16 protein-coding genes are annotated in these 19,589 nt (G+C 49.2%); 4 read left to right on the top strand and 12 right to left on the bottom strand.

Going from position 1 to position 19,589, the window contains the following annotated elements; all coding sequences use genetic code 11:
* Positions 1-386: 386 nt before the first annotated feature.
* From dusB to pth, 11 genes are all read right to left on the bottom strand, one after another.
* Complete coding sequence (gene dusB / locus HF569_RS05135) at positions 387-1,409, bottom strand: tRNA dihydrouridine synthase DusB (RefSeq protein ID WP_168901574.1); 1,023 nt, start codon at positions 1,407-1,409, stop codon at positions 387-389.
* A 9-nt stretch (positions 1,410-1,418) separates the two neighbouring features.
* A complete protein-coding gene (gene hslO, locus HF569_RS05130; protein ID WP_168901573.1) occupies positions 1,419-2,306 on the bottom strand; it encodes an Hsp33 family molecular chaperone HslO in 888 nt (295 codons plus the stop codon).
* Positions 2,307-2,482: 176 nt separating this feature from the next.
* On the bottom strand, positions 2,483-4,600 hold the full coding sequence (gene ftsH, locus HF569_RS05125; protein ID WP_168850394.1) for an ATP-dependent zinc metalloprotease FtsH: 2,118 nt from the start codon (positions 4,598-4,600) through the stop codon (positions 2,483-2,485).
* A gap of 108 nt (positions 4,601-4,708) precedes the next feature.
* Positions 4,709-5,251 carry a hypoxanthine phosphoribosyltransferase gene (gene hpt, locus HF569_RS05120; RefSeq protein ID WP_057732807.1) on the bottom strand — a complete coding sequence of 181 codons (543 nt, stop codon included), beginning with the start codon at positions 5,249-5,251 and terminating at the stop codon, positions 4,709-4,711.
* Positions 5,244-6,635, bottom strand: coding sequence for a tRNA lysidine(34) synthetase TilS (gene tilS, locus HF569_RS05115; RefSeq protein WP_168901572.1), 1,392 nt, complete (start codon positions 6,633-6,635; stop codon positions 5,244-5,246). Before tilS ends, hpt begins: the two co-directional genes overlap by 8 nt.
* Before the next feature lie 100 nt (positions 6,636-6,735).
* Positions 6,736-7,272 (bottom strand): S1 domain-containing RNA-binding protein, encoded by a 537-nt coding sequence (locus tag HF569_RS05110; RefSeq protein ID WP_168850392.1) that lies wholly within the window; start codon positions 7,270-7,272, stop codon positions 6,736-6,738.
* A 248-nt stretch (positions 7,273-7,520) separates the two neighbouring features.
* On the bottom strand, positions 7,521-7,931 hold the full coding sequence (locus HF569_RS05105) for an FtsB family cell division protein (RefSeq protein WP_168850391.1): 411 nt from the start codon (positions 7,929-7,931) through the stop codon (positions 7,521-7,523).
* Positions 7,932-8,051: 120 nt separating this feature from the next.
* Positions 8,052-8,324, bottom strand: a complete 273-nt coding sequence (locus HF569_RS05100) for an RNA-binding S4 domain-containing protein (RefSeq protein ID WP_168901571.1) — start codon at positions 8,322-8,324, stop codon at positions 8,052-8,054.
* Position 8,325: 1 nt separating this feature from the next.
* Positions 8,326-9,906, bottom strand: coding sequence for a polysaccharide biosynthesis protein (locus HF569_RS05095; RefSeq protein ID WP_168901570.1), 1,581 nt, complete (start codon positions 9,904-9,906; stop codon positions 8,326-8,328).
* A gap of 39 nt (positions 9,907-9,945) precedes the next feature.
* Positions 9,946-13,479: a transcription-repair coupling factor gene (gene mfd / locus HF569_RS05090; RefSeq protein ID WP_168901569.1), complete on the bottom strand. Its 3,534-nt coding sequence runs from the start codon at positions 13,477-13,479 to the stop codon at positions 9,946-9,948.
* 17 nt (positions 13,480-13,496) lie between these two features.
* Positions 13,497-14,054, bottom strand: coding sequence for an aminoacyl-tRNA hydrolase (gene pth / locus HF569_RS05085; protein WP_168850387.1), 558 nt, complete (start codon positions 14,052-14,054; stop codon positions 13,497-13,499).
* Positions 14,055-14,577: 523 nt separating this feature from the next.
* Between pth and HF569_RS05080 the strand changes: the two genes are divergently transcribed.
* The gene (locus HF569_RS05080; RefSeq protein ID WP_168850386.1) at positions 14,578-15,537 is read left to right on the top strand and encodes an L-lactate dehydrogenase; all 960 of its coding nucleotides are present in this window, start codon (positions 14,578-14,580) and stop codon (positions 15,535-15,537) included.
* 149 nt (positions 15,538-15,686) lie between these two features.
* On the opposite strand, the gene HF569_RS05075 is transcribed toward HF569_RS05080, so the two are convergent.
* Positions 15,687-16,286: a hypothetical protein gene (locus HF569_RS05075; RefSeq protein ID WP_168901568.1), complete on the bottom strand. Its 600-nt coding sequence runs from the start codon at positions 16,284-16,286 to the stop codon at positions 15,687-15,689.
* A 598-nt stretch (positions 16,287-16,884) separates the two neighbouring features.
* Between HF569_RS05075 and HF569_RS12395 the strand changes: the two genes are divergently transcribed.
* The 3 genes from HF569_RS12395 (at position 16,885) to cbpA (ending at position 19,116) form a co-directional block, all read left to right on the top strand.
* The gene (locus HF569_RS12395) at positions 16,885-17,268 is read left to right on the top strand and encodes a hypothetical protein (RefSeq protein WP_232842566.1); all 384 of its coding nucleotides are present in this window, start codon (positions 16,885-16,887) and stop codon (positions 17,266-17,268) included.
* Positions 17,269-17,271: 3 nt separating this feature from the next.
* Positions 17,272-18,273, top strand: a complete 1,002-nt coding sequence (locus tag HF569_RS12385; RefSeq protein ID WP_332870962.1) for a L,D-transpeptidase family protein — start codon at positions 17,272-17,274, stop codon at positions 18,271-18,273.
* Positions 18,274-18,474: 201 nt separating this feature from the next.
* Positions 18,475-19,116, top strand: a complete 642-nt coding sequence (gene cbpA, locus HF569_RS05065) for a cyclic di-AMP binding protein CbpA (protein ID WP_057732787.1) — start codon at positions 18,475-18,477, stop codon at positions 19,114-19,116.
* Positions 19,117-19,589: the final 473 nt, after the last annotated feature.

Raw genomic sequence — 19,589 nt, 5'->3', positions numbered from 1 at the left:
TCAGTTTTCAAAGGTCTACCTAAGTGATTACCGAAGCAATCAACTTAATCATCATATCATGATGTCAAAACCGTGTCAACATCTTTTTTCAACTTCTTGAATAATTATTCAAGGTTGTAAATCCGTTGACGACCGCTTAAAGCGCGTCTTGACAACATAAATCATTCTATCAGTTGCTGTTTAACTCGTCAAGCATTAATTTCAAATTTGTATGACTATTCAACAATTTGTTATTTATGCATCCGTGTCGCAAACAGCAACAGGTAATATCTTATCAATTATCGTCCAATTGGTCAAGACTAATCTACAAAAAAATAAAAAAGAATCCAGAATAGCTCCTGGATTCCCACTTAAGGCGATGACTACCGCCCTAATCTCACTACTTATTAATTTATTCGGTTGGAGAAGTGTCGCTCGGATTCTCGCTGTGCTCGCTTAGTCGCCCGTTCCATAAATTGATCCAAAATAGCAACCATGACGGCCTCATCCGTTGCATCCGTTAACGCAACCTTCGTCCGAGCCGCGTGTGGAATCCCCTTAAGGTAGTAAGCCACCTGATTACGGAAATCTTTCGGCCCCTCTTGCGGGCCACGCGCGATACAAAGTCGCCGCAAATGTTCCTTAGCCAAAGTCACCTTTTCCTCAATAGTTGGTTCGGGTAGCAATTCACCCGAATCTAGGTAATGGGTCACCCGGCGCAGCAACCAGGGATTGCCCATGACTGCTCGACCAATCATCACGGCATCAGCGCCAACGTCTGTCAACATACGCTTAGCATCTTCCGGTGTGCGCACATCGCCATTTCCCATGAATGGAACGGTCAAGTGACCCGCAACTTCATGCAAAATATCCCAGTCGGCTTGTCCCTGATACATCTGCTTACGCGTTCGCCCGTGCATCGCAACCGCGGCAGCACCAGCACTCTGAGCCGCCAACGCATTGTCCACGGCATACACGTGATGGCTGTCCCAGCCCGTGCGCATCTTAACCGTCACTGGTTTGCTAACCGCAGCCGTCACCGCCGCTACCATGTGATAGACCTTTTCCGGATCTAATAACCACTTAGCCCCAGCATCCGTATTCACAACCTTATTCACGGGACAGCCCATATTGATATCAATGATATCGGCCGCCGTCTCTTGATCCACGTACCGCGCCGCCTGAACCAGTGTCTCCTCTGTGCCACCGAAGATTTGAATGCTCATCGGGTGTTCGTGCGGATCCACCGCCATCATCTTCAGCGTTCGCTGGTTATGATAGTGAATCCCCTGCCCCGAGATCATCTCACATTCAACTAAGCCCGCGCCAAACGCCTTACAAATATGACGAAAGGCAACGTTCGTGACCCCAGCCATTGGTGCCACCACCACGCGATTGGGAATTTCAACGTCCCCGATCTTCCAGTTCATGGTCATCGCCTACTTCGCTTGGGCTTCTGCTAAGATTTGCCGCAAATCATCCTCGGAGAATTGATACTTCTTCCCGCAGAAATGGCATACCGCTTCCGCACCATGGTCTTCCTCGATCATTTCCTTTAGAGCAGCCGGTTGAATTGCTGCCAGCGATTTGGCGAAGCGTTCCTTGGAGCAATCACACTTGAAGCCCACTGGCATCTTCTGCAAAATCTTGACCTTTTCATCAGGGAACAAGAGTTGCAAAATATCCTCTGGCTTCTGCCCGTCTAACAACAGCTCAGAAACCATTGGCATCTCTTTAATTCGTTTTTCGAGTCGCGCAATTGCTGCGTCCGAGGCCCCGGGCATGACTTGAATCATGAAGCCACCGGCTACTTTGACCGTATTATTAGGTTGTACAAAGACAGAAACGCCGACTGCACTCGGAATCTGTTCTGACTTAGCCAGGTAGTAGGTGAAATCTTCCCCCAGTTCCCCAGAGATCAATGGGACTTGTCCCGTATAAGGCTGACCCAGTCCTTGATCCTTGGTCACCGTCATCATGCCTTGCACGCCGACTGCCTTTTTCACATCAATCTTGTGCTTTTCATTGAGTGGGAGGCTAATGTGGGGATACATTAAATACCCTTTGACTGTCCCGTCCGCATTACCGTCCGCAACAATCGCACCCACGGGGCCATGACCATCTACCTTAACCGTCAGCTTCTCCTTCCCCTTAAGCAAGGAGGTTGAGAGTAATAGCGTCCCAATCAAAGTCCGACCCAACGCCGCCGTTGCCGAACTCCAAGTATCGTGTCGTTGCTGTGCCTCGGCAACCGTGTCCGTCGCATCGACCACGTAGGCCCGGAACATCCCATCATCAATCAAACTTTTTACTAAATAATCTGCCATTAACTTATAAACGTCCTTTCATTGCACTTTATCATGCCCTACATTACCAGAAACTTGGCAAATTGCAAAGCCTGACTACTGGCGTCACGCCATCTCGGCACACCAGTAGCCCTGACCATCACCCCAAATAACGAAAAAGCCCGAGACAAACGTCCCGGACCTCACATATTAATCGCTTATTCAGAGTGATCCTCATCGTGGTGATCATCTGGTGCTTGCGAACTAGCTTCGGAGCTAGCAGGCTGTGCTTCAGATGAAGCGACACTCGACGCACTAGAAGCGAGCTTAGCTTCAGTTGAAGCCTGACGTTCAGCTTCACGCCGTTCGAGTTCACGTTTGGATTCTTCAAACGTCGCCGCTTTTTCACTAGGAAATTCATCATCGCCGTCTTTTTCAGGCATCTTCCCAGTGTTAAACAGACTGAGAATTTGCTTTTCATCCAGCGTTTCGTATTTCAGCAAGGCATCTGCAATAATCTTGTGTTCCGCTTTGTGTTCTTCCAGAATCTTCCGGGCAGTATCATGTGCTTCCCCGATGATCCGGCGAACTTCGCTATCAATCAAGTTAGCAGTGTGTTCTGAGTAAGTTGGTTGACCAGTGTAACCGGCCCCAGCAAACGGTTGACCACCAGCACTTTCCAGTGCAACGGTTCCCAACGCGTCACTCATCCCATACTGGGTAACCATGGAGCGAGCAATTTGAGTGGCTTGCTCAAAGTCATTGGAGGCCCCGGATGATTCGGAATGGAAGATTAATTCTTCGGCAGTCCGACCACCCATCAAACCAGCGATCTGTTCCATGGCATCCTTCTTAGACATCAGCATCTGATCTTCACGTGGCAACATGATGGCGTAACCGCCGGCACGACCACGAGGAACAATGGTGACCTTGTGAACCACGCGGGCGTCGTTTAAGACCAACCCCACGATCGTATGACCGGCTTCATGGTAAGCCACCGTCTTACGTTCCTCAGGACTGATAACCCGGTCCTTCTTAGCAGGTCCGGCAATCACACGGTCTTCCGCTTCATCTAAGTCCGAAGCATCGATTTGTGTCTTGTTCCGGCGCGCTGCCAACAGTGCCGCTTCGTTCAAGAGGTTTTCCAAATCGGCACCGACGAAACCAGGCGTCTGCTTAGAAATTTCCTTCAAATCAACGTCATTGGCTAATGGCTTGTTCTTAGCGTGAACCTTCAGAATGGCTTCACGGCCCTTAACATCTGGGCGTCCAACCAAGATCTTCCGGTCAAACCGACCTGGCCGCAACAGCGCAGGGTCTAAGACATCGGAACGGTTCGTAGCGGCCATCACAATGACCCCTTCGCTTCCGGTAAACCCGTCCATTTCAACCAGTAATTGGTTCAACGTTTGTTCACGTTCATCGTGGCCACCGCCCATGCCGGCACCCCGTTGACGACCAACCGCATCAATTTCATCAATAAAGATGATTGAAGGTGCGGCCTTCTTGGCCTGTTCAAACAAGTCCCGTACACGGCTAGCCCCGACACCGACGAACATTTCCACGAAATCTGAACCAGAAATCGAGAAGAATGGTACCGCCGCTTCACCAGCAACGGCCTTCGCCAGCAACGTCTTACCAGTACCAGGAGGACCCTCCAGCAAGACACCAGATGGGATCCGGGCACCTAATGAAACAAACTTACGCGGATTCTTCAAGAACTCAACCACTTCGACAAGTTCTTGCTTTTCTTCTTCCTCACCAGCGACGTCCGCAAAGCGAACTTTGTTTTCTTTGCTGTCGGCTGGCTTAGCTTTACTCTTCCCAAAGTTCATGACTCGGCCATTGCCGCCGCCTTGGCCAGCTTGACCCATCATCATGTAGAAGAAGAAGAAGAAAATAACTAGTGGCGCAACGTAGACTAATAAATTAATCCAGAAGCCACTTGACTCCTCCGCTTTGGTGTTCATTTTAACATTATGATCCTTGGCAACCTTATCAATCTCAGAAACCGTCGAATTATTGGTTAAGACTTGGGTGCTAAAGCTAGTCACCGCCGTGCTCTGTGAGCCGCCGAGACTAAAGCCGGTGTTTGTGGTCCGCTTTTGTGCGTTCCGATATTCCCCGGTAATCTTGTAAACTCCCCCGGAAGGTTGAATGGAGAATTTCTTGATCTTATTCGCATTCAAATCTTTAACGAATTGACTCGATTGGATTTCTTGGGTTTGTGAGCTGTTGCCGTTACCATTGAACAGGTAAACCACGCCAATGATCAACAAGAAAATCACAATGTAAAATAGACTATTACGGAACAGTCCATTTCGTCGATTATTCATGTCGTGCCTCCTTACTCACAGTTCCCAGCCTTCACATAGGAACGAAATTTAGAGCATCTGCTCTTTTGACTAAATAAGATGTTATCACAATTGACTATCATTGACTAATTATTTATCTGAATAAACAGATGGCTTCAAAACACCAACGTACGGGAGATTCCGATATTTTTCTTCATAGTCCAAACCATAGCCAACCACGAATTCACTTGGGACGTTAAACCCAACATAATCCGCTTTAGCTTCGACTACGCGGCCACTCGGCTTGTCCATTAACGTGCAAACCCGAATTGAGTTCGCCTTGCGGTCCTTCAACAGGTCTTCCAGATACTTCAAGGTCCGGCCCGTATCAATAATATCTTCTACTAAGATAATATCGCGGCCCGCAACATCCGTATCTAGATCCTTCAGCAACCGAATCGTACCAGACGATGCCGTCCCGCCGTTGTAGCTCGAGACATCAATAAAATCAATTGTCGCATAGATATCCATATCGCGAATAACATCCGTCATAAATAGGATAGCACCTTTTAAGACACAAATGATTAATGGTGTCTTATCTCGGTAATCTTCTGAAAGTTGCGTACCTAACCGTTTGCAGGCCGCCGCAATATCTTCCTCACTGTATAGGACCTTTAAAATATCGTTATTCATGCTGTTCCCCTTTCGCCGATTCATGCTGTAATTTAATGTGATAGTTGCTTGTGTGCGCCCGCGGTGGTAGCACCGACCACTTTACGCCCAACGCTGCGACGATTTCACCCTTAGCTGTCACCAATACTGGAACCTGACGACGCGCTTCTCGCGGAACCTTAGCATTGATCAGCGCTCGCCGGACCGGCTGATGGTGGCCGTTCGCCAACCGTAACCGGTCGCTCGCTCGCCATGGTCGCACCTGCAATGGCCACTGATCAGCAGCCAAAGCCACGACCTGTTGCCGCGGTAAATCATCGGTAACGTCAGTCGTAAAACAGCCAAATTGCCAGCCATTTCCCAACGTTCGCCATTGGTTTAATACTACCATAAAACTAAAAACTTCCTGGGAATTTTGCCGTAAATTTTTCAATTGATTGATGGTAAACGTCACATAACTTTTATTCAGGCACCATTCTCCACCTAAATCCACCGTCCCGGAAGGCCGCTGTGGATTCGCCAACAACTGGCGACACTCCCGTAAAACCGCAGGCGTCGTTGCCAGTGCAGGCGCCGTCAGCTTAATCAACCGCGTCAACAGGAGATCCTGCAGCTCTGGAGATTGGGCTAAAAATTGTGACGTATCCACCACTAGTGGCTGCCATTGTCGAACAATCTGATTGAATCGTTGCGTCACAACCTGGTCAGTCACCTGCAAGACGGTCCGTAATTGTTCGGCATAGGTCAGCAGATGCTGATCAACCTGCGGATTTTCCTGCCGTAGCGCTGGCAGGATCTGCAACCGCAACCGATTACGACTCGCCGTCAGTTCGTGATTCGTCGCGTCTTCAAACCAAGGGATCTCCTGTTGCTCGGCATACACCCGTAATTGCGCCTTGGTAAATGGAAGCAGGGGCCGAATCAATTGGCCACCATGAAATGGTCGGCTAGCCGCCATCCCCGTCAGTTGGTCTAACTGCCCCCCGCGCAACAGCTTGAACAGGATCGTCTCTGCCTGTTCGTTAGCCTGATGCGCCGTCGCAATCCAATCCGCTTGCTGGGCCTTTAACTGTGCTGCAAAAAATTCGTAGCGAAACTGGCGTGCCGCGTTCTCCAGGCCATGCTGAGGATGCTGAGCTGGCGGCCAAGTCGTCATCACCAGTGGCACCTGCTGCTGGGCACACCACTGTTTGAGAAATGCGGTCTCCGTTCGGCTCTGTTCACGCAACTGGTGATCGACATAAACGACCGTCAATTGGGGACGTTGGTCAACCGGCAGACGCGTGAACAGGGTCAATAGAACCATCGAGTCTACCCCGGTTGAAACCGCGACTAATCCGCGCTGGTGCGGGCCCGTCCAGCCCTGCAGCTCGCAGTGACGTTGAAAATCCGTCTCCAATGACACCTGAGTCCCTCATTTCCTTCTGCCTTCATCCGCGTGATTATGAAAAAGGGCCGCAACTAGTGCGGTCCTCTTCACCTTAATGGCCCGTTAGCCAATCTGACTAACTGCGCCGACCGCCACGGCCGCCACGCTTGCCTTCAGTGTTTCGTTTAATCGTTGCCAATCGATCCTCACTTTGCTTCAAGAACCCTGACATCATATCGTCAAAATTTTCTTTATGGGGAGCCGCATGATGGCCTGCAAACCGTCCATTAGCTGAGCTATGGTGTGGTCGAGGACCATTATTTTCAAACCGCCGACCATGGCCATGCCCTTCAGCACCACCGTGATTATTGCCACCACGATGTTGGTCGTGATCCCGGTGTTCATTGTGACTGTGGTGGGGCCGGTCACCAGCCGGATGATCGGTTGCTTTGCGAATCGACAACCCAATCTTCCCATCATCGCCAACAGTTAAGACTTTAACTGTGACCTCGTCACCGACAGACAATACGTCATGAATATCCTTAACGTAGCCGTCAGAAATCTCACTAATATGCACCAACCCGGTCTTGTGGTCGCCTAAATCAACAAATGCACCAAAGTTCGTAATTCCAGAGACCTTTCCGGAAACTTTAGCTCCAACCTCGATTGCCATAAAAAAGAAGTTCCTCCTTAAAATAAGTGCTTTCAGTATAACACAATTTCTCTAGATACCACACGCTAAAACCTAAAAAGGCCATCCATTAATCAAATTTCCTAACCCAGCTAAAACGCCGTCACGTTAGCCCTTACGCAACCCTTGTGAATACCGCCATGGGCTGATCTTTCGCCTTACTGATCGCCACATTAACGGCCGGTTCAAAAAATCCGCTAGTTCACGTTGAACTAGCGGATCATCTCAAACTACTTTACCGTCACGTCACTCGCGTGGTCGCCGGGCAAACTATAGATCGTTTCCCCAGACTTCGAATAGTAATACTTCGAGCGAATCAACCGGCCCAAATAGTCTTTGTCGTTTAATTGTTTGATTTGCAGTTGTAACTTGCGATTAGTTGCTTTAGTCGCGGTCAACTTCTGCTTACTGGTCGTCACTTCTTGCTGAACATGGTGCAAGCTAGCATTCGTACGGACCAGTTGGATACTGAGAACGAGGGCAAAGACCGCAAAGACCGCCAGAATACGCGTTGCTCGGCGCATCCGCCGTTTACCCAGCCATTGATGGCGATGGGCCCGGGCCTGTTGGTGGTCTAGCCGCCGGGTGTAATCATTTTCCAAACGTTCGATTTTCGCCGGCTTCGGTTTTACATCAGCCATTTCCACTCACTCCTCAGTTTTCACCAGATAGTTTAACTTGAGTATAGCAAGTTTCAATTTGCCCGTCTAGCGCGTTTAACATAATGTAAAACATTCGTCATATTTAATCGAAAATTCAGCCTATTCTTGACGAAAATCTTGGGCGTAGTCTTCTTTGACGATGGTGTACATCCGTTCCGCGTCATCTTTCTTCGTTGTCTCCAGCAACTCATTAACTTTGACCGTTAATGTTTTGTTACCGAACTTAATAACTAACTCATCATTTGTCGCCACGTCACTCGATGACTTGGCCACTTTGCCATTAATGGAAATCCGCCCTTTGTCGGCAATTTCCTTAGCGACTGACCGCCGCTTAATAATCCGTGATACCTTTAAATACTTATCTAATCGCATATTATTTTCCTCCGTGTTGACTAAGTTGTTGCCATAATCTTAACACACTCTCGCCGTGGGGAATGGCTAGCCACTCCCTAACTGATAGGAGTTGCCATTTCAAAGCCAAGCCTAGGAAGAGTAATCCGCCTAAGGGAATCACCACTAGCAGGCCACCACCAATGGCCAGACGACTGGTTAGCACTGCTGGCCACCAGTACGTCAGCAGTCCTACCATGAGCCGGACGCCGAAAACCATTAAGATCGTGCAGGCCAGCAAAATCCGAATATACGCCGACGTCCAGACACCTGACCGCAACGTCACATCTGATCCATACCAAATAACCAAAAAGATGGCGCCCAGACTCACGACCGTCAACCAACTCGCCCCGGTAGCCCCAAAGCTCCGAACCGCCCAGTGATTCAATCCGATTTTAACCAGTAGACCAGTTGTTAGGGCAACCACCGTCAACCGATACTGGTCTTGGCTCTGTAAAACACTATTATAGGTCTGAATCAAGGTCGCCAGAATAATGCTCAGCATGTAAATACTCAGCATCCCCGACCCCTGCGCATCACCAAACAACAGACGATTAACCCACGGCATCAAGGCCACCAAGCCAGCGGTCGCCGCCGCAGCCACCATCAAGGCAATCCGCATCATGGTCGTCGTCAACCGTTTGAAGGCCTCGGGACGTTGCTCCTGTTGGGCGGCGGTCAGTGCCGGCAGTAGTGAGGTTGCAAAAGCCACGGCCACCACCAACCCTAGCTGGACCAGCGGCTGGGCGCGATCGTACACCCCTTTGAGGCTCTTGGCAGCGACGTCGCCCATCCCACCGGCGACCAACCCATTCTTGACGGTAAAAGAGTCCACCAACTGTAGCAGGACCAACATCGCCGTCAATAAACACAGGGTACCCCCTTCAACCAACAGTCGACGTCCAACGTGAGGTACCTTAGTCGCGGTGGTCGCACTGCGCCGTCGCCAACGGGGGATGACCAGCAGCGCTGCCACCGCCGCAATCGTTCCACTACTCAGCGCCCAGGTGCCCATCCGATAGACGGACCAATCGTGCTGCGTCGCCCAACCGGCCGCCACCAAAATAACGATGACCCGGACCAGCTGTTCAATGACTTGGGAGCGCGCCGTTGGGAGCATTTGAAACCGCCCTTGGTAGTATCCTCGACTGACCGATAGCGCCGGCATAAATAGAAACATCCAGGCGACCACTTGAATCAACGGGGTAAGCTGGCGATCGCCCATCCCCCGGGCCAAGCTGGGTGCTCCCAACATTAGTCCAATGAAGATAACCAACGCCAAGCCCCACAACCAGCGGTAGACCTGTCGCGCGACTTGTTGTTGACTTGGCAAGTCATGCGCCTCTGCAATCATTTTAGAGATGAATACCGGCAACCCGCTCAACGCAAAGGTCATGCCGATCCCATAGAGCGGGTACACCTGCTGGTAAACATAGAAGCCTGTATTGCCAACCATGTTTTGAAATGGCACCCGGTAAACCGCACTCAATAATTTTGCAATGAACGCTGCAATGGACAAAACCAGAGCGCCTTGCAAAGTCGTATTCACTTGACGTTTGCCCATGGGCTCCTCCTTTGTCCAGCACATAATCAGGCTGCGAAATTACTCTTCATCCGCCTTAGGTTTTGTCGTCTCAAGGACAATATCCCGTAAAGCTGCCATGAACTGTTGCACCTGTGGCAACCAGTCCTTAACCGTCATCGCAGGCTGTAAGACCAACTTGACGTGTAGGCGATCGTCGTTAATCGCCACTGTTGCCTTCAGCTTCGTTGCGGACAGTGCCTTAAAGACATCTTGCCCACCTAAAATATCGGTGCCCTTCTTCGAGATCGTCACGAAGACATCCCCGTTGACCCGCCGAATTTTATCCACTAAGGCTAAGTCCGCCGCTAACTTCAATTGACCGATCGTCAGCAATTGGGCCACGCTTTCTGGATAGTCACCGAAGCGATCAATCAGATCTGCTTCAATTTCACTGACTTCATCGTCACTTTCCAGTTGGCGAATCCGCTTGTACATTTCAATCTTTTGTTGCTCATCTTCAATGTAATCGCTAGGCAAGTACGCTTCCACACCCAGTTCAACCGTGGTATCCGTCTTCAGTTGCGACTTCTTTCCTCGCTTCTTAGCAACGGCATCACTCAGCATTTGGGTGTACAGGTCATACCCCACGGAATTAATGAAGCCGTGTTGCTGCTTACCCAAAAGATTACCGGCACCCCGAATAGACAGGTCGCGCATCGCAATCTTGAAGCCGGACCCTAACTCGGTAAAGTCCTTGATGGCTTCCAATCGTTTCTCACTGACCTCGGTCAGCACCTTATTCGGCTTATACGTGAAGTAGGCGTACGCCACCCGATTACTCCGGCCAATGCGTCCCCGCAATTGGTAAAGCTGCGAGAGGCCCATTCGATCAGCATTTTCCACAAACAGCGTGTTGGCATTCGGAATATCAATTCCCGTTTCAATAATGGTCGTCGTGACCAGGACGTCGTAGTCCCCCCGTAGGAAGTCAAACAGCACCCCTTCCAGTTGGGCTTCGGTCATCTTCCCGTGAATGTAGCCGACCCGTGCTTCGGGAACCAACGCCTGAATCTGACTGACCGTCTTTTCGATGTCATCCACCCGATTGTGCAGATAGAAGACTTGCCCGCCCCGCTGCATTTCACGCCGAATCCCATCTTGAATGGCCCCTGCATTCTGTTCCATGACGTAAGTCTGAATGGGGAACCGGTTGGCTGGTGGCGTTTCAATCACTGACAAATCCCGCACCCCCAGCATGGACATGTGAAGCGTCCGGGGGATTGGCGTCGCGGTCAGCGTTAACACGTCGACATTGGCCTTCAGTTGCTTCAACCGTTCCTTGTGTTTAACGCCAAACCGTTGTTCCTCATCGACTAAGACCAAGCCTAAATTCTTAAACTTCACATCCTGTGAAAGTAGCCGGTGGGTCCCCACCACGATATCTAGTTGACCGCTCTCCAGATCGTCAATTGACTGGTGAATTTGCTTCGTCGTTCGGAACCGGGAGAACATTTCGACGTTGATGGGATACCCCTCAAACCGATTGACCATCGTATCGTAGTGTTGTTGCGCCAGAATCGTCGTCGGGACTAAGAAGGCCACTTGTTTTCCGGCTTCGACCGCTTTAAAGGCCGCCCGCAACGCAACTTCCGTCTTACCGTAACCCACATCCCCGACTAGGAGCCGATCCATGGGACGGGGCTTTTCCATATCGTGTTTAACTTCTTCGATCGTCCGCAATTGGTCCGGTGTTTCAGCGTAAGGGAAATCATTCTCGAAGTCCGTCTGCAGACTATCATCCTTAGGAAAAGCAAAGCCCTTTTCGGCAGCCCGCTTCGCGTAAAGGTCGACCAACTCATCGGCAATATCCTCGATCTTGGCCGCCACTTTACTCTTCGTCTTAGCCCACTCCGAGCCCCCCAGTTTATTAATCCGGGGCTTCTTATCTTCAGAAGATACGTATTTTTGAATCAAATTCAACTGGGTCACGGGAATGAAGAGCTGCGCATTATCCTGGTAGTCAATGGTCATGTAGTCTTGGTGAACGCCATCGACCGTCAGTGTCTGCATCCCAATGAACTTCCCAATCCCGTGGTTCACGTGAACAACATAGTCGCCCGGCTTCAAGTCGGTATAACTCTTCAACCGTTCCGCGTTAGCCATAGTCTGCCGCCGCGGCCGCTTCTTCGTCACCTTCTGGAACATTTCCGCTTCAGTAATGATGACTAAGTTCGCCTCAGGTAATTCGAAACCGGTTCGTAGTCGTTCTGGGACGAGTTGCGTCAAGCCAGCTTGTAGATTTGCTTCCTTCGTCAAGACCGCCTGAATCTCAAAATCATCCAAGGTCTCTTCGATTTTAGCCAACCGTTCCTCGTCCTGCACCAGCAAGACAATCGTCTGCTTTTGCTTCCGCCAGCGATCAATCTCCGTCTTCATCACGGGCAGCTGACCAAAGAACTGCTGCATCGCCCGCGTGGCAATATTGGTTACCGCTTGGAACCGCAGATTTCCCATACCCTTCTGGAACAAGGCCAGCATAATTTGAGCATGCCGATCGTGCTTAAGAATTGGTCGGAGTTCGCCACCAAACGTCTGCTGCGCAAAGATTTGGTGATGGGTCAGCTTGTCCGTCGCCCAGTTGGCCTCATCCTCCAAGAGTTGCCGTTCGCTGTCCTGTAAACGCGAATAATCCCCGAACAGCGCCAAGCCATCTTCTGGTAAATAATCCAACAGCTGGTGATGTTCTGGGAATAAATAATCGGCAAACTCCATCAATTGGGGATCCACTGACCCCTTACGTAAGCCGTCAATCAATGGTTTCACTTGATTGGTCAGGGTGGTTGCGGCATCATCGTCTAACTTCGCCACCTGTTTCGCCAGCTCAGCCGTCAGCGTATCCGCTCCAGCAGCCCGTTCGTCGGCCGTCAGAATGAAGTCTGTCGCTGGTAAGATCTCAACTTCATCGACGTTTTCAACACTCCGTTGGGTCGCCGGATCGAAGTACCGCAGTGAATCAATCTCGGTATCAAAGAAGTCCAACCGTACCGGATAATCCGCAGCTAGCGGATAGATATCCACGATCGACCCTCTGACCGCGAAGTCGCCAGGCCCCGCCACCAACTTTTGGTGAGTATAGCCCATGCCAAATAAACGCTGTTGCAGCGCCTCGAGGTCAAACTCTGCTCCGATCTTGACGCTAAACCGCGCCGCCGCAAAGTTTGCCGGTGCCGGTAGAAAGCGTCGTAGCCCTGACAGCGCAGTCACGATGACCACTGGTCGATCACTCTGCAAAGCCCGCAGAGCGTCAATCCGCGAAGACCGATACTCGGGCGAACTCGTCGCAACTTCTGCCGCGAGTAATTCTTCCACGGGGAAATCAAACAGTTCATCTTCGTTCAATAAATTAGCCAGGTCGTCTACCAGTTGCCCGGCGTGATACAGCGTATCCGTCACGTAGACGATTGACCGTTGCTGATCGTGCAGCAGACTCGCAATGAATAGCGTCTCAGCGGAACCGTTGAGGCCGGTCACTAATTGGCGCTGACCGATCCCCAACGTTTGACGGATCGTCGTGTACGCTGAGGTCTGCGTCATAAATGCTTCTAAATTCACGAGATAACTTCCTCTTCTTAGTTGTACTTATTCATCAACTGAGTAAATGCGGTACCCTCTAACCAATCATCCAATGCGGCCACAGCCTTATCCGCAGATTGATTGAATAATGGTTGTTGGTCCGCCGTAAATTTGGTCAAGACGTAATCCACGACTGACATCTTTTGCGGATGCCCTGTCCCCACTCGCAAGCGCTTAAAGTCCTTACTTGAGACGTGGGCGATAATACTCTTGATGCCGTTATGACCACCGGCTGACCCGTGATCACGTAGCCGAATGTGCCCAACCGGCAGATCCATGTCATCGTGCACTACAAAGATATCATCCAGATCAATCTTAAAGTAGTTCATGAGGGGATGAACGGCGCGGCCGGATTCGTTCATGAACGTCGTGGGTTTCACAACTAAGACCTTTTCACCATTCACCACACCAGTGCCATAGCGCGCGTCCATCTTACGCGTAGTTAACTCGATACCGTGTTGCTTGGCAAATTCGTCAACCACCATGAATCCCGTGTTATGCCGTGTGCCATCATACTGTGGTCCAATATTACCCAAACCAACGATCATTTTCATAATTATCAATTTCTCCCTTTGTATTTAATCACTGACTATTCGGGAACACGATTATGATTCCCGTCTATATAATGATGTTTATCTCAACTTGCTGGTAGCGCCGTGCTAATCGTTCCTATCATAGCGGAAGACTGCCCGCACTCACAAGACCTTTTACCCAATATTACGAAAGGTTAAGGCTCTCGAAAGGACCACGGACTAGTATTCCCCATTACGAAAAAGGTCAACGGGCAAATTGGTGGTTCCCCTTAAAGGGTAAGTGAGATACAAAATAGCTGAACGGAAGCCTAGCACTCCGTTCAGCTGGTTCTAATTATCTTCATTATTCTAAATTAACACCTCTGAGTATAGCATATTCCCCCCATCACTGCACCGATTCTGACCCCGGTAAACCGTTTCACTAAAAGAAAGCGCTGTTATCCGAAGTTTTCCAGTCGGGGCGTGGTCGCCGGGTGGTTAACATGTTATACTTACGAGTGGGTATTTCTGCGTACCTTGATGTCAAAAATTTATTAGGAGATGAATGGATTTGACTACTAAAAACCATCAAAAAGTTGTTCTCGTTGGTGACGGGGCCGTTGGCTCTTCATACGCTTACTCAATGATGAACCAAGGTTTAGCTGAAGAATTCGTGATTGTGGATGTTATTAAAGACAGAACTGAAGGAGACGCTTTAGACCTTGAAGATGCTCAAGTCTTCACTGCTCCTAAGAAAGTCTACTCTGGTGACTACTCTGATTGTGCCGACGCTGATGTCGTTGTCATCACTGCTGGTGCCCCACAAAAGCCAGGCGAGACGCGTTTGGACTTGGTTAACAAGAACTTAAAGATCTTGTCTTCAATCGTTAAGCCCGTTGTTGATTCTGGTTTCGATGGTATCTTCGTGGTTGCTGCTAACCCAGTTGACATCTTAACTTACGCTACTTGGAAGTTCTCAGGCTTCCCAAAGGAAAAGGTTATCGGCTCAGGGACTTCTCTGGACACGGCACGTTTACGCGTTGCTTTGGCTAAGAAGTTCAACGTTGACCCACGGAACGTGGACGCCTACATCATGGGTGAACACGGTGACTCCGAATTCGCCGCTTACGACGAAGCTACAATCGGTTCCAAGCCATTGAAGACGATCGCCAAGGAACAAGGCGTGACTGACGATGACTTAGCTAAGATCGAAGACGACACGCGGAACAAGGCTTACGAAATCATCAACAAGAAGGGTGCCACTTTCTACGGTGTTGCCACCTGCTTGATGCGGATTACCAAGGCTATCTTGCGTGACGAAAACGCCGTACTACCTATCGGCGCTGCTTTGAACGGTGAATACGGTTTGGACGATGTCTTCATCGGTACACCAGCCGTTATCAACGGTAGTGGTTTGGCTAGCGTCATTGAAGTTCCATTATCCGATAAGGAAAAGGACTTAATGGCTAAGTCAGCTGCAACTTTGAAGCAAGTTACCAAGGACGGTTTAGCTGCCCTCAAGTAATTCAATCGTTTAAAAATAAAGTCGTCGTTCCTGCGGGAGCGGCGACTTTTTTTGCATAACGAAAATGGAGCCAACGGATTTCTCCATCGACACCAAAAACAGACCATAGAACCCTATTTATGTTGAATATTCTATTGAGAAGGAATGACTCAACTGACAACCAAGTTAAACGTTGCTTCTGCCCGAAATGTACCTCCAGGTAAACAGCTTGACCAACGATATTTGCCACTCTTTTCCTTCACTAGGCTAAAGGCAAGTGATTCGACCTCTAACCAATCTGGCGTTAGATAATACATCGATGCATCTTCCTCATCAGTTCCTGAAAAATCAACCACTAAGCAATCTCTCAGAGTGTCTCCCAACGCACTGGCAAGATCCCAATAGGCATCGAAGCCCTCTTCTGTAACACCTAGTGAGTGAAAGCTACGGACCCGCCCACGATCCTCAATTCTAATTGAGACATCTGACACACTTACTTTATAGCCACTCTGCCGAAAAAAAGCATCACTTATCGTTAGCCAGACATGATAGGTCGTCGTCATTTTTTTATCCATGCACGTCATTAAATATTGACTCTTATCTGTCTGCTCTGACAACATTGTAATACATGCTGGTAGCATCTCAACTTCCGAAATGAAATCCCCCTGCCCCTCGCTTGCTTCTCTGCGTTTCAACTCTTTAGGGATAACTTTCTTAGATAGTATCTGCCAAAAAAAAATCCGATAATCTGCGGTATGGTCTAAACTCACCTTCTACTTGATAATCTGAACAGGGTAATTCTACAACATCTCCCAGTATCCCCCTCGTTCTTCGAACAGTGATGTTACTAATTGTCCCTGTAATAAACACACCCATCCCCCCATTTTTGTTTTTTCTCTATCATACGCCTACTCGCAACCACAGTATCCGACAAAAATCAAAAGATTGACCAAAATTTTTGATTCGTACTTTTTAGCCATCGACCGTCTCCTGTTGCAGCTTTTCTATCCGGATAATTCCCCGTATTGTGGCATGTTTACTGCCACATTTCACGGCATTCTGCCTGCTTACACGCCACCAAGTGGTAGCTTAAATCACCTAAAAATCGCTACTTATCGCCCTTCTTCCTAGCATGCCTCGTCACTGTGCAACCGATTGAACAAGGCTAAATCCTTTTATTGCAACAACCATCGACACCAATAATCTTAAATATTAACATCAGAAAATTTATTTATTAGGAAAGCGCTAACATGTGGGCAACTAGATTGTCATTTAAGGTTGTTTGAAGTAAGCTAGGTTTATGCTAGTACGTGATCGTTAAGGATAACGACTTTCCTTCCACTGGCTTATTTTAGGAGGTCACTACCAATGAAAAAGAAAACCGGCTTCATAATCGGCATCGTGACCGCAATCGTCGCGGTCGGTGCGATTTACGTGGGCCAAGCGTATCATTATTCCTCAGCCAAAGTCTTCTTTAAAGACACGGAAATTGCTGGGGTCAACGTCGGGGGTAGCACCGCCGATCAAGCAGCAACGAAGTTAAAGTCTGCGCTGAAGAATCAACAATTGACGTTGCGCGACGGCAATAAGACCGTTGCCACGTTTAATACGCAAAAAGTTAATTTAAAGGTCACGTCTAAGACGGCCTTAAAGCAACTCATTGCCAAACAAAACGTCTGGTCTTGGCCAGCGCATGTGACGACGGCCACGGCTGACAGCATTGAACTCAATGCCAGCGACGCCAACCAATAAAGCATTAAGACCCTAGCAGCCACTATCGCTGCCAAGGCCAACCAGACCCGGGCTGCGGCCAAGAGCGCCACGTTTACCTACAAGGATGGGCAATACGAGGTCATCAAGGAACAGACCGGGAATCAATTGGATGCTGCCAAGGTGGCTAAGTCCATTACCAACGCCATTGAGAAGGGCGAAACAACGGTCAACGTTTCAAAGGATTATCTTAAACCGGCTGTTACCGTCAAGAGTGCTAGTTTTAAAGCAGCAAAAACCAAAGCTATTGCCATTACGAAGGAAAGTTACGTCTACAAGTTAAGTGGTCACAAGATCACGATTCCCGCCGCCACTTTAGCCAGTTGGTTGACGATGAAAGATGGTAAGCTGACCACTGATAACACGGCCATCAAGCAGTATCTGACGAAGCTCAGCAGTAAGTATGGCACGATCAACAAGACGCGAACCTTTAAGTCAACCAAGCGTGGCACGGTCAAAGTTAAGGCCGGCCTCTATGGTTGGAGCATTAAGGTTAAGTCTGAGACCCCTGCTCTCAGCAAGCTCGTCTTGGCCGGTAAAGGAATGTCGCGGACACCCGTCATTCACGGGAGTGGCTATCACAATAACGGCACCGACATCGGCAAGTCCTACGTGGAAGTCGATAAGGTCAATCAACACATGTGGGTCTACAAGAACGGCAAGTTAGTCGTCTCCACAGCTGTTGTCACCGGCTTACCAACGACAGCTCACCACACGCCAGATGGTGTCTGGGTAATCTGGAGTAAGGAACGGAACACAACTTTACGTGGTAAGAATGACAATGGTTCTAACTACGCTTCCAAAGTTAAGTACTGGATGCCCGTCGATGATACGGGCGTCGGGATTCATGATTCCCCATGGCAACCAGAGTACGGTGGCACGTGGTACAAGAAGCACGGCTCACACGGCTGTGTCAACACGCCACCTTCCAAGATTAAATCAGTTTATGATAATGTCAGCGTTGGAACTCCCGTCATTGTCTTCTAATGAATTTCTAAAAAAGTGCTGTGCCTTCAATTCTTGAAGGTCGGCACTTTTTATTATTTCTTTCATAATCCCTTTCACTTCTCGTTTTGCTTACGAAAAGTTTCTGCAGTTTTCACTAAAAAGAGCTACCAATTTTGAGGGAAACTATGGTATTATTAAAGGAGATTATTAGAAGTTTCTAATTTTTAGGAGGTCACTGTTATGCTGCTAAAATCCCTAGTGAAACCGAAAGAACGTCTCGTTACGGTTCGCGAGGACGTCACCCTGGAACAAGCCCTTAAAGTCTTAGAAGACTCGGGCTATCGGTGTGTGCCGATCCTGGATGAAACCGGACAGATCTTCCGGGGAAATATCTATAAGATGCACATCTATCGCCATAAATCCCGGGGCGGCGACATGCAGCTCCCGGTGACATCACTACTGAAAAATGCCACCAAGTTCATTTCAGTTAACGCCGCCTTCTTTAACGTCTTCTTCTCAATTAAGGATTTACCTTACATTGCCGTGTTAGATGACAAGAACGCCTTCTACGGTATTCTGACGCATACCCGTCTGATGGACATGCTGTCTCAATCCTGGAACGTTAACATCGGCAGTTACGTGATCACGGTGGTTTCTGCCGGTGAACGTGGTGACCTAGCTGGCATGGCGAAGATCATCACCAAGTATACGTCCATCGCCAGTGTTATCAGCCTGGATGCACAGGAAGGTGAATTGGTTCACCGGACCATGTTCACCCTGCCCGCCGAAGTTGATGAAGAAAAGTTGGATCGCATCGTTAAAGCCCTCGAACGCAAGGAATTCCATGTTCCTGAAATCGAAGACCTGCGTCACGAAAGCTAAATCTACCAAAAAGTATCGGCTCACCAGTTCAAGTGGGCCGATTTTTTTATTCGCTAACTGAAGGTTGAAAATCCCAAACTTAACAACCATTGTGGCGGCAAAACCAGGCAACACAGTAATCTCCTCGCCTTACCGGTCGGCAGATATGGGCTGGATCGGTGCGAACACAACTTGAAGCCTCGAAAGAACCGAGTCTACAAGCTTGGTTTTCTACTAAGCCAGTAAGAAGTTCGCTTACTGACTAAGTAGAACGACGCGCCTGAGCCCATATCTGCCGACCTCACGGCTTACACAGCACTCTTAGGCAACTGAGGTAATGGTTGCCACGGTCGTTACCAATAGATAATGAAAATACCAAGTAGCCACGTTTTCTCACATGCTGTTTTGGTAAACCGCAATCGGATTCGAAGGCAGCAATCCCCATCCAGTCCCCCTAACATTGTCATTCAAGAAAAAAGCGCAACAAAAAAGTC

The sequence above is a fragment of the Levilactobacillus tujiorum genome, from assembly GCF_012641185.1.
In the GTDB taxonomy this organism is placed as follows: domain Bacteria; phylum Bacillota; class Bacilli; order Lactobacillales; family Lactobacillaceae; genus Levilactobacillus; species Levilactobacillus tujiorum.
The sequence above is the reverse complement of the archived record's forward strand: the minus strand, read 5'-3'. Positions and strand labels throughout refer to the sequence as shown.

Excerpts from the sequence above, each read along its gene's own strand:
- dusB (WP_168901574.1), bottom strand. The coding sequence starts at position 1,409 with ATGAACTGGAAGATCGGGGACGTTGAAATTCCCAATCGCGTGGTGGTG.
- hpt (WP_057732807.1), bottom strand. The coding sequence starts at position 5,251 with ATGAATAACGATATTTTAAAGGTCCTATACAGTGAGGAAGATATTGCG.
- HF569_RS05105 (WP_168850391.1), bottom strand. The coding sequence starts at position 7,931 with ATGGCTGATGTAAAACCGAAGCCGGCGAAAATCGAACGTTTGGAAAAT.
- HF569_RS05110 (WP_168850392.1), bottom strand. The coding sequence starts at position 7,272 with ATGGCAATCGAGGTTGGAGCTAAAGTTTCCGGAAAGGTCTCTGGAATT.
- HF569_RS05100 (WP_168901571.1), bottom strand. The coding sequence starts at position 8,324 with ATGCGATTAGATAAGTATTTAAAGGTATCACGGATTATTAAGCGGCGG.
- HF569_RS05080 (WP_168850386.1), top strand. The coding sequence starts at position 14,578 with ATGGATTTGACTACTAAAAACCATCAAAAAGTTGTTCTCGTTGGTGAC.
- HF569_RS12395 (WP_232842566.1), top strand. The coding sequence starts at position 16,885 with ATGAAAAAGAAAACCGGCTTCATAATCGGCATCGTGACCGCAATCGTC.
- pth (WP_168850387.1), bottom strand. The coding sequence starts at position 14,054 with ATGAAAATGATCGTTGGTTTGGGTAATATTGGACCACAGTATGATGGC.
- hslO (WP_168901573.1), bottom strand. The coding sequence starts at position 2,306 with ATGGCAGATTATTTAGTAAAAAGTTTGATTGATGATGGGATGTTCCGG.
- HF569_RS05095 (WP_168901570.1), bottom strand. The coding sequence starts at position 9,906 with ATGGGCAAACGTCAAGTGAATACGACTTTGCAAGGCGCTCTGGTTTTG.
- ftsH (WP_168850394.1), bottom strand. The coding sequence starts at position 4,600 with ATGAATAATCGACGAAATGGACTGTTCCGTAATAGTCTATTTTACATT.
- cbpA (WP_057732787.1), top strand. The coding sequence starts at position 18,475 with ATGCTGCTAAAATCCCTAGTGAAACCGAAAGAACGTCTCGTTACGGTT.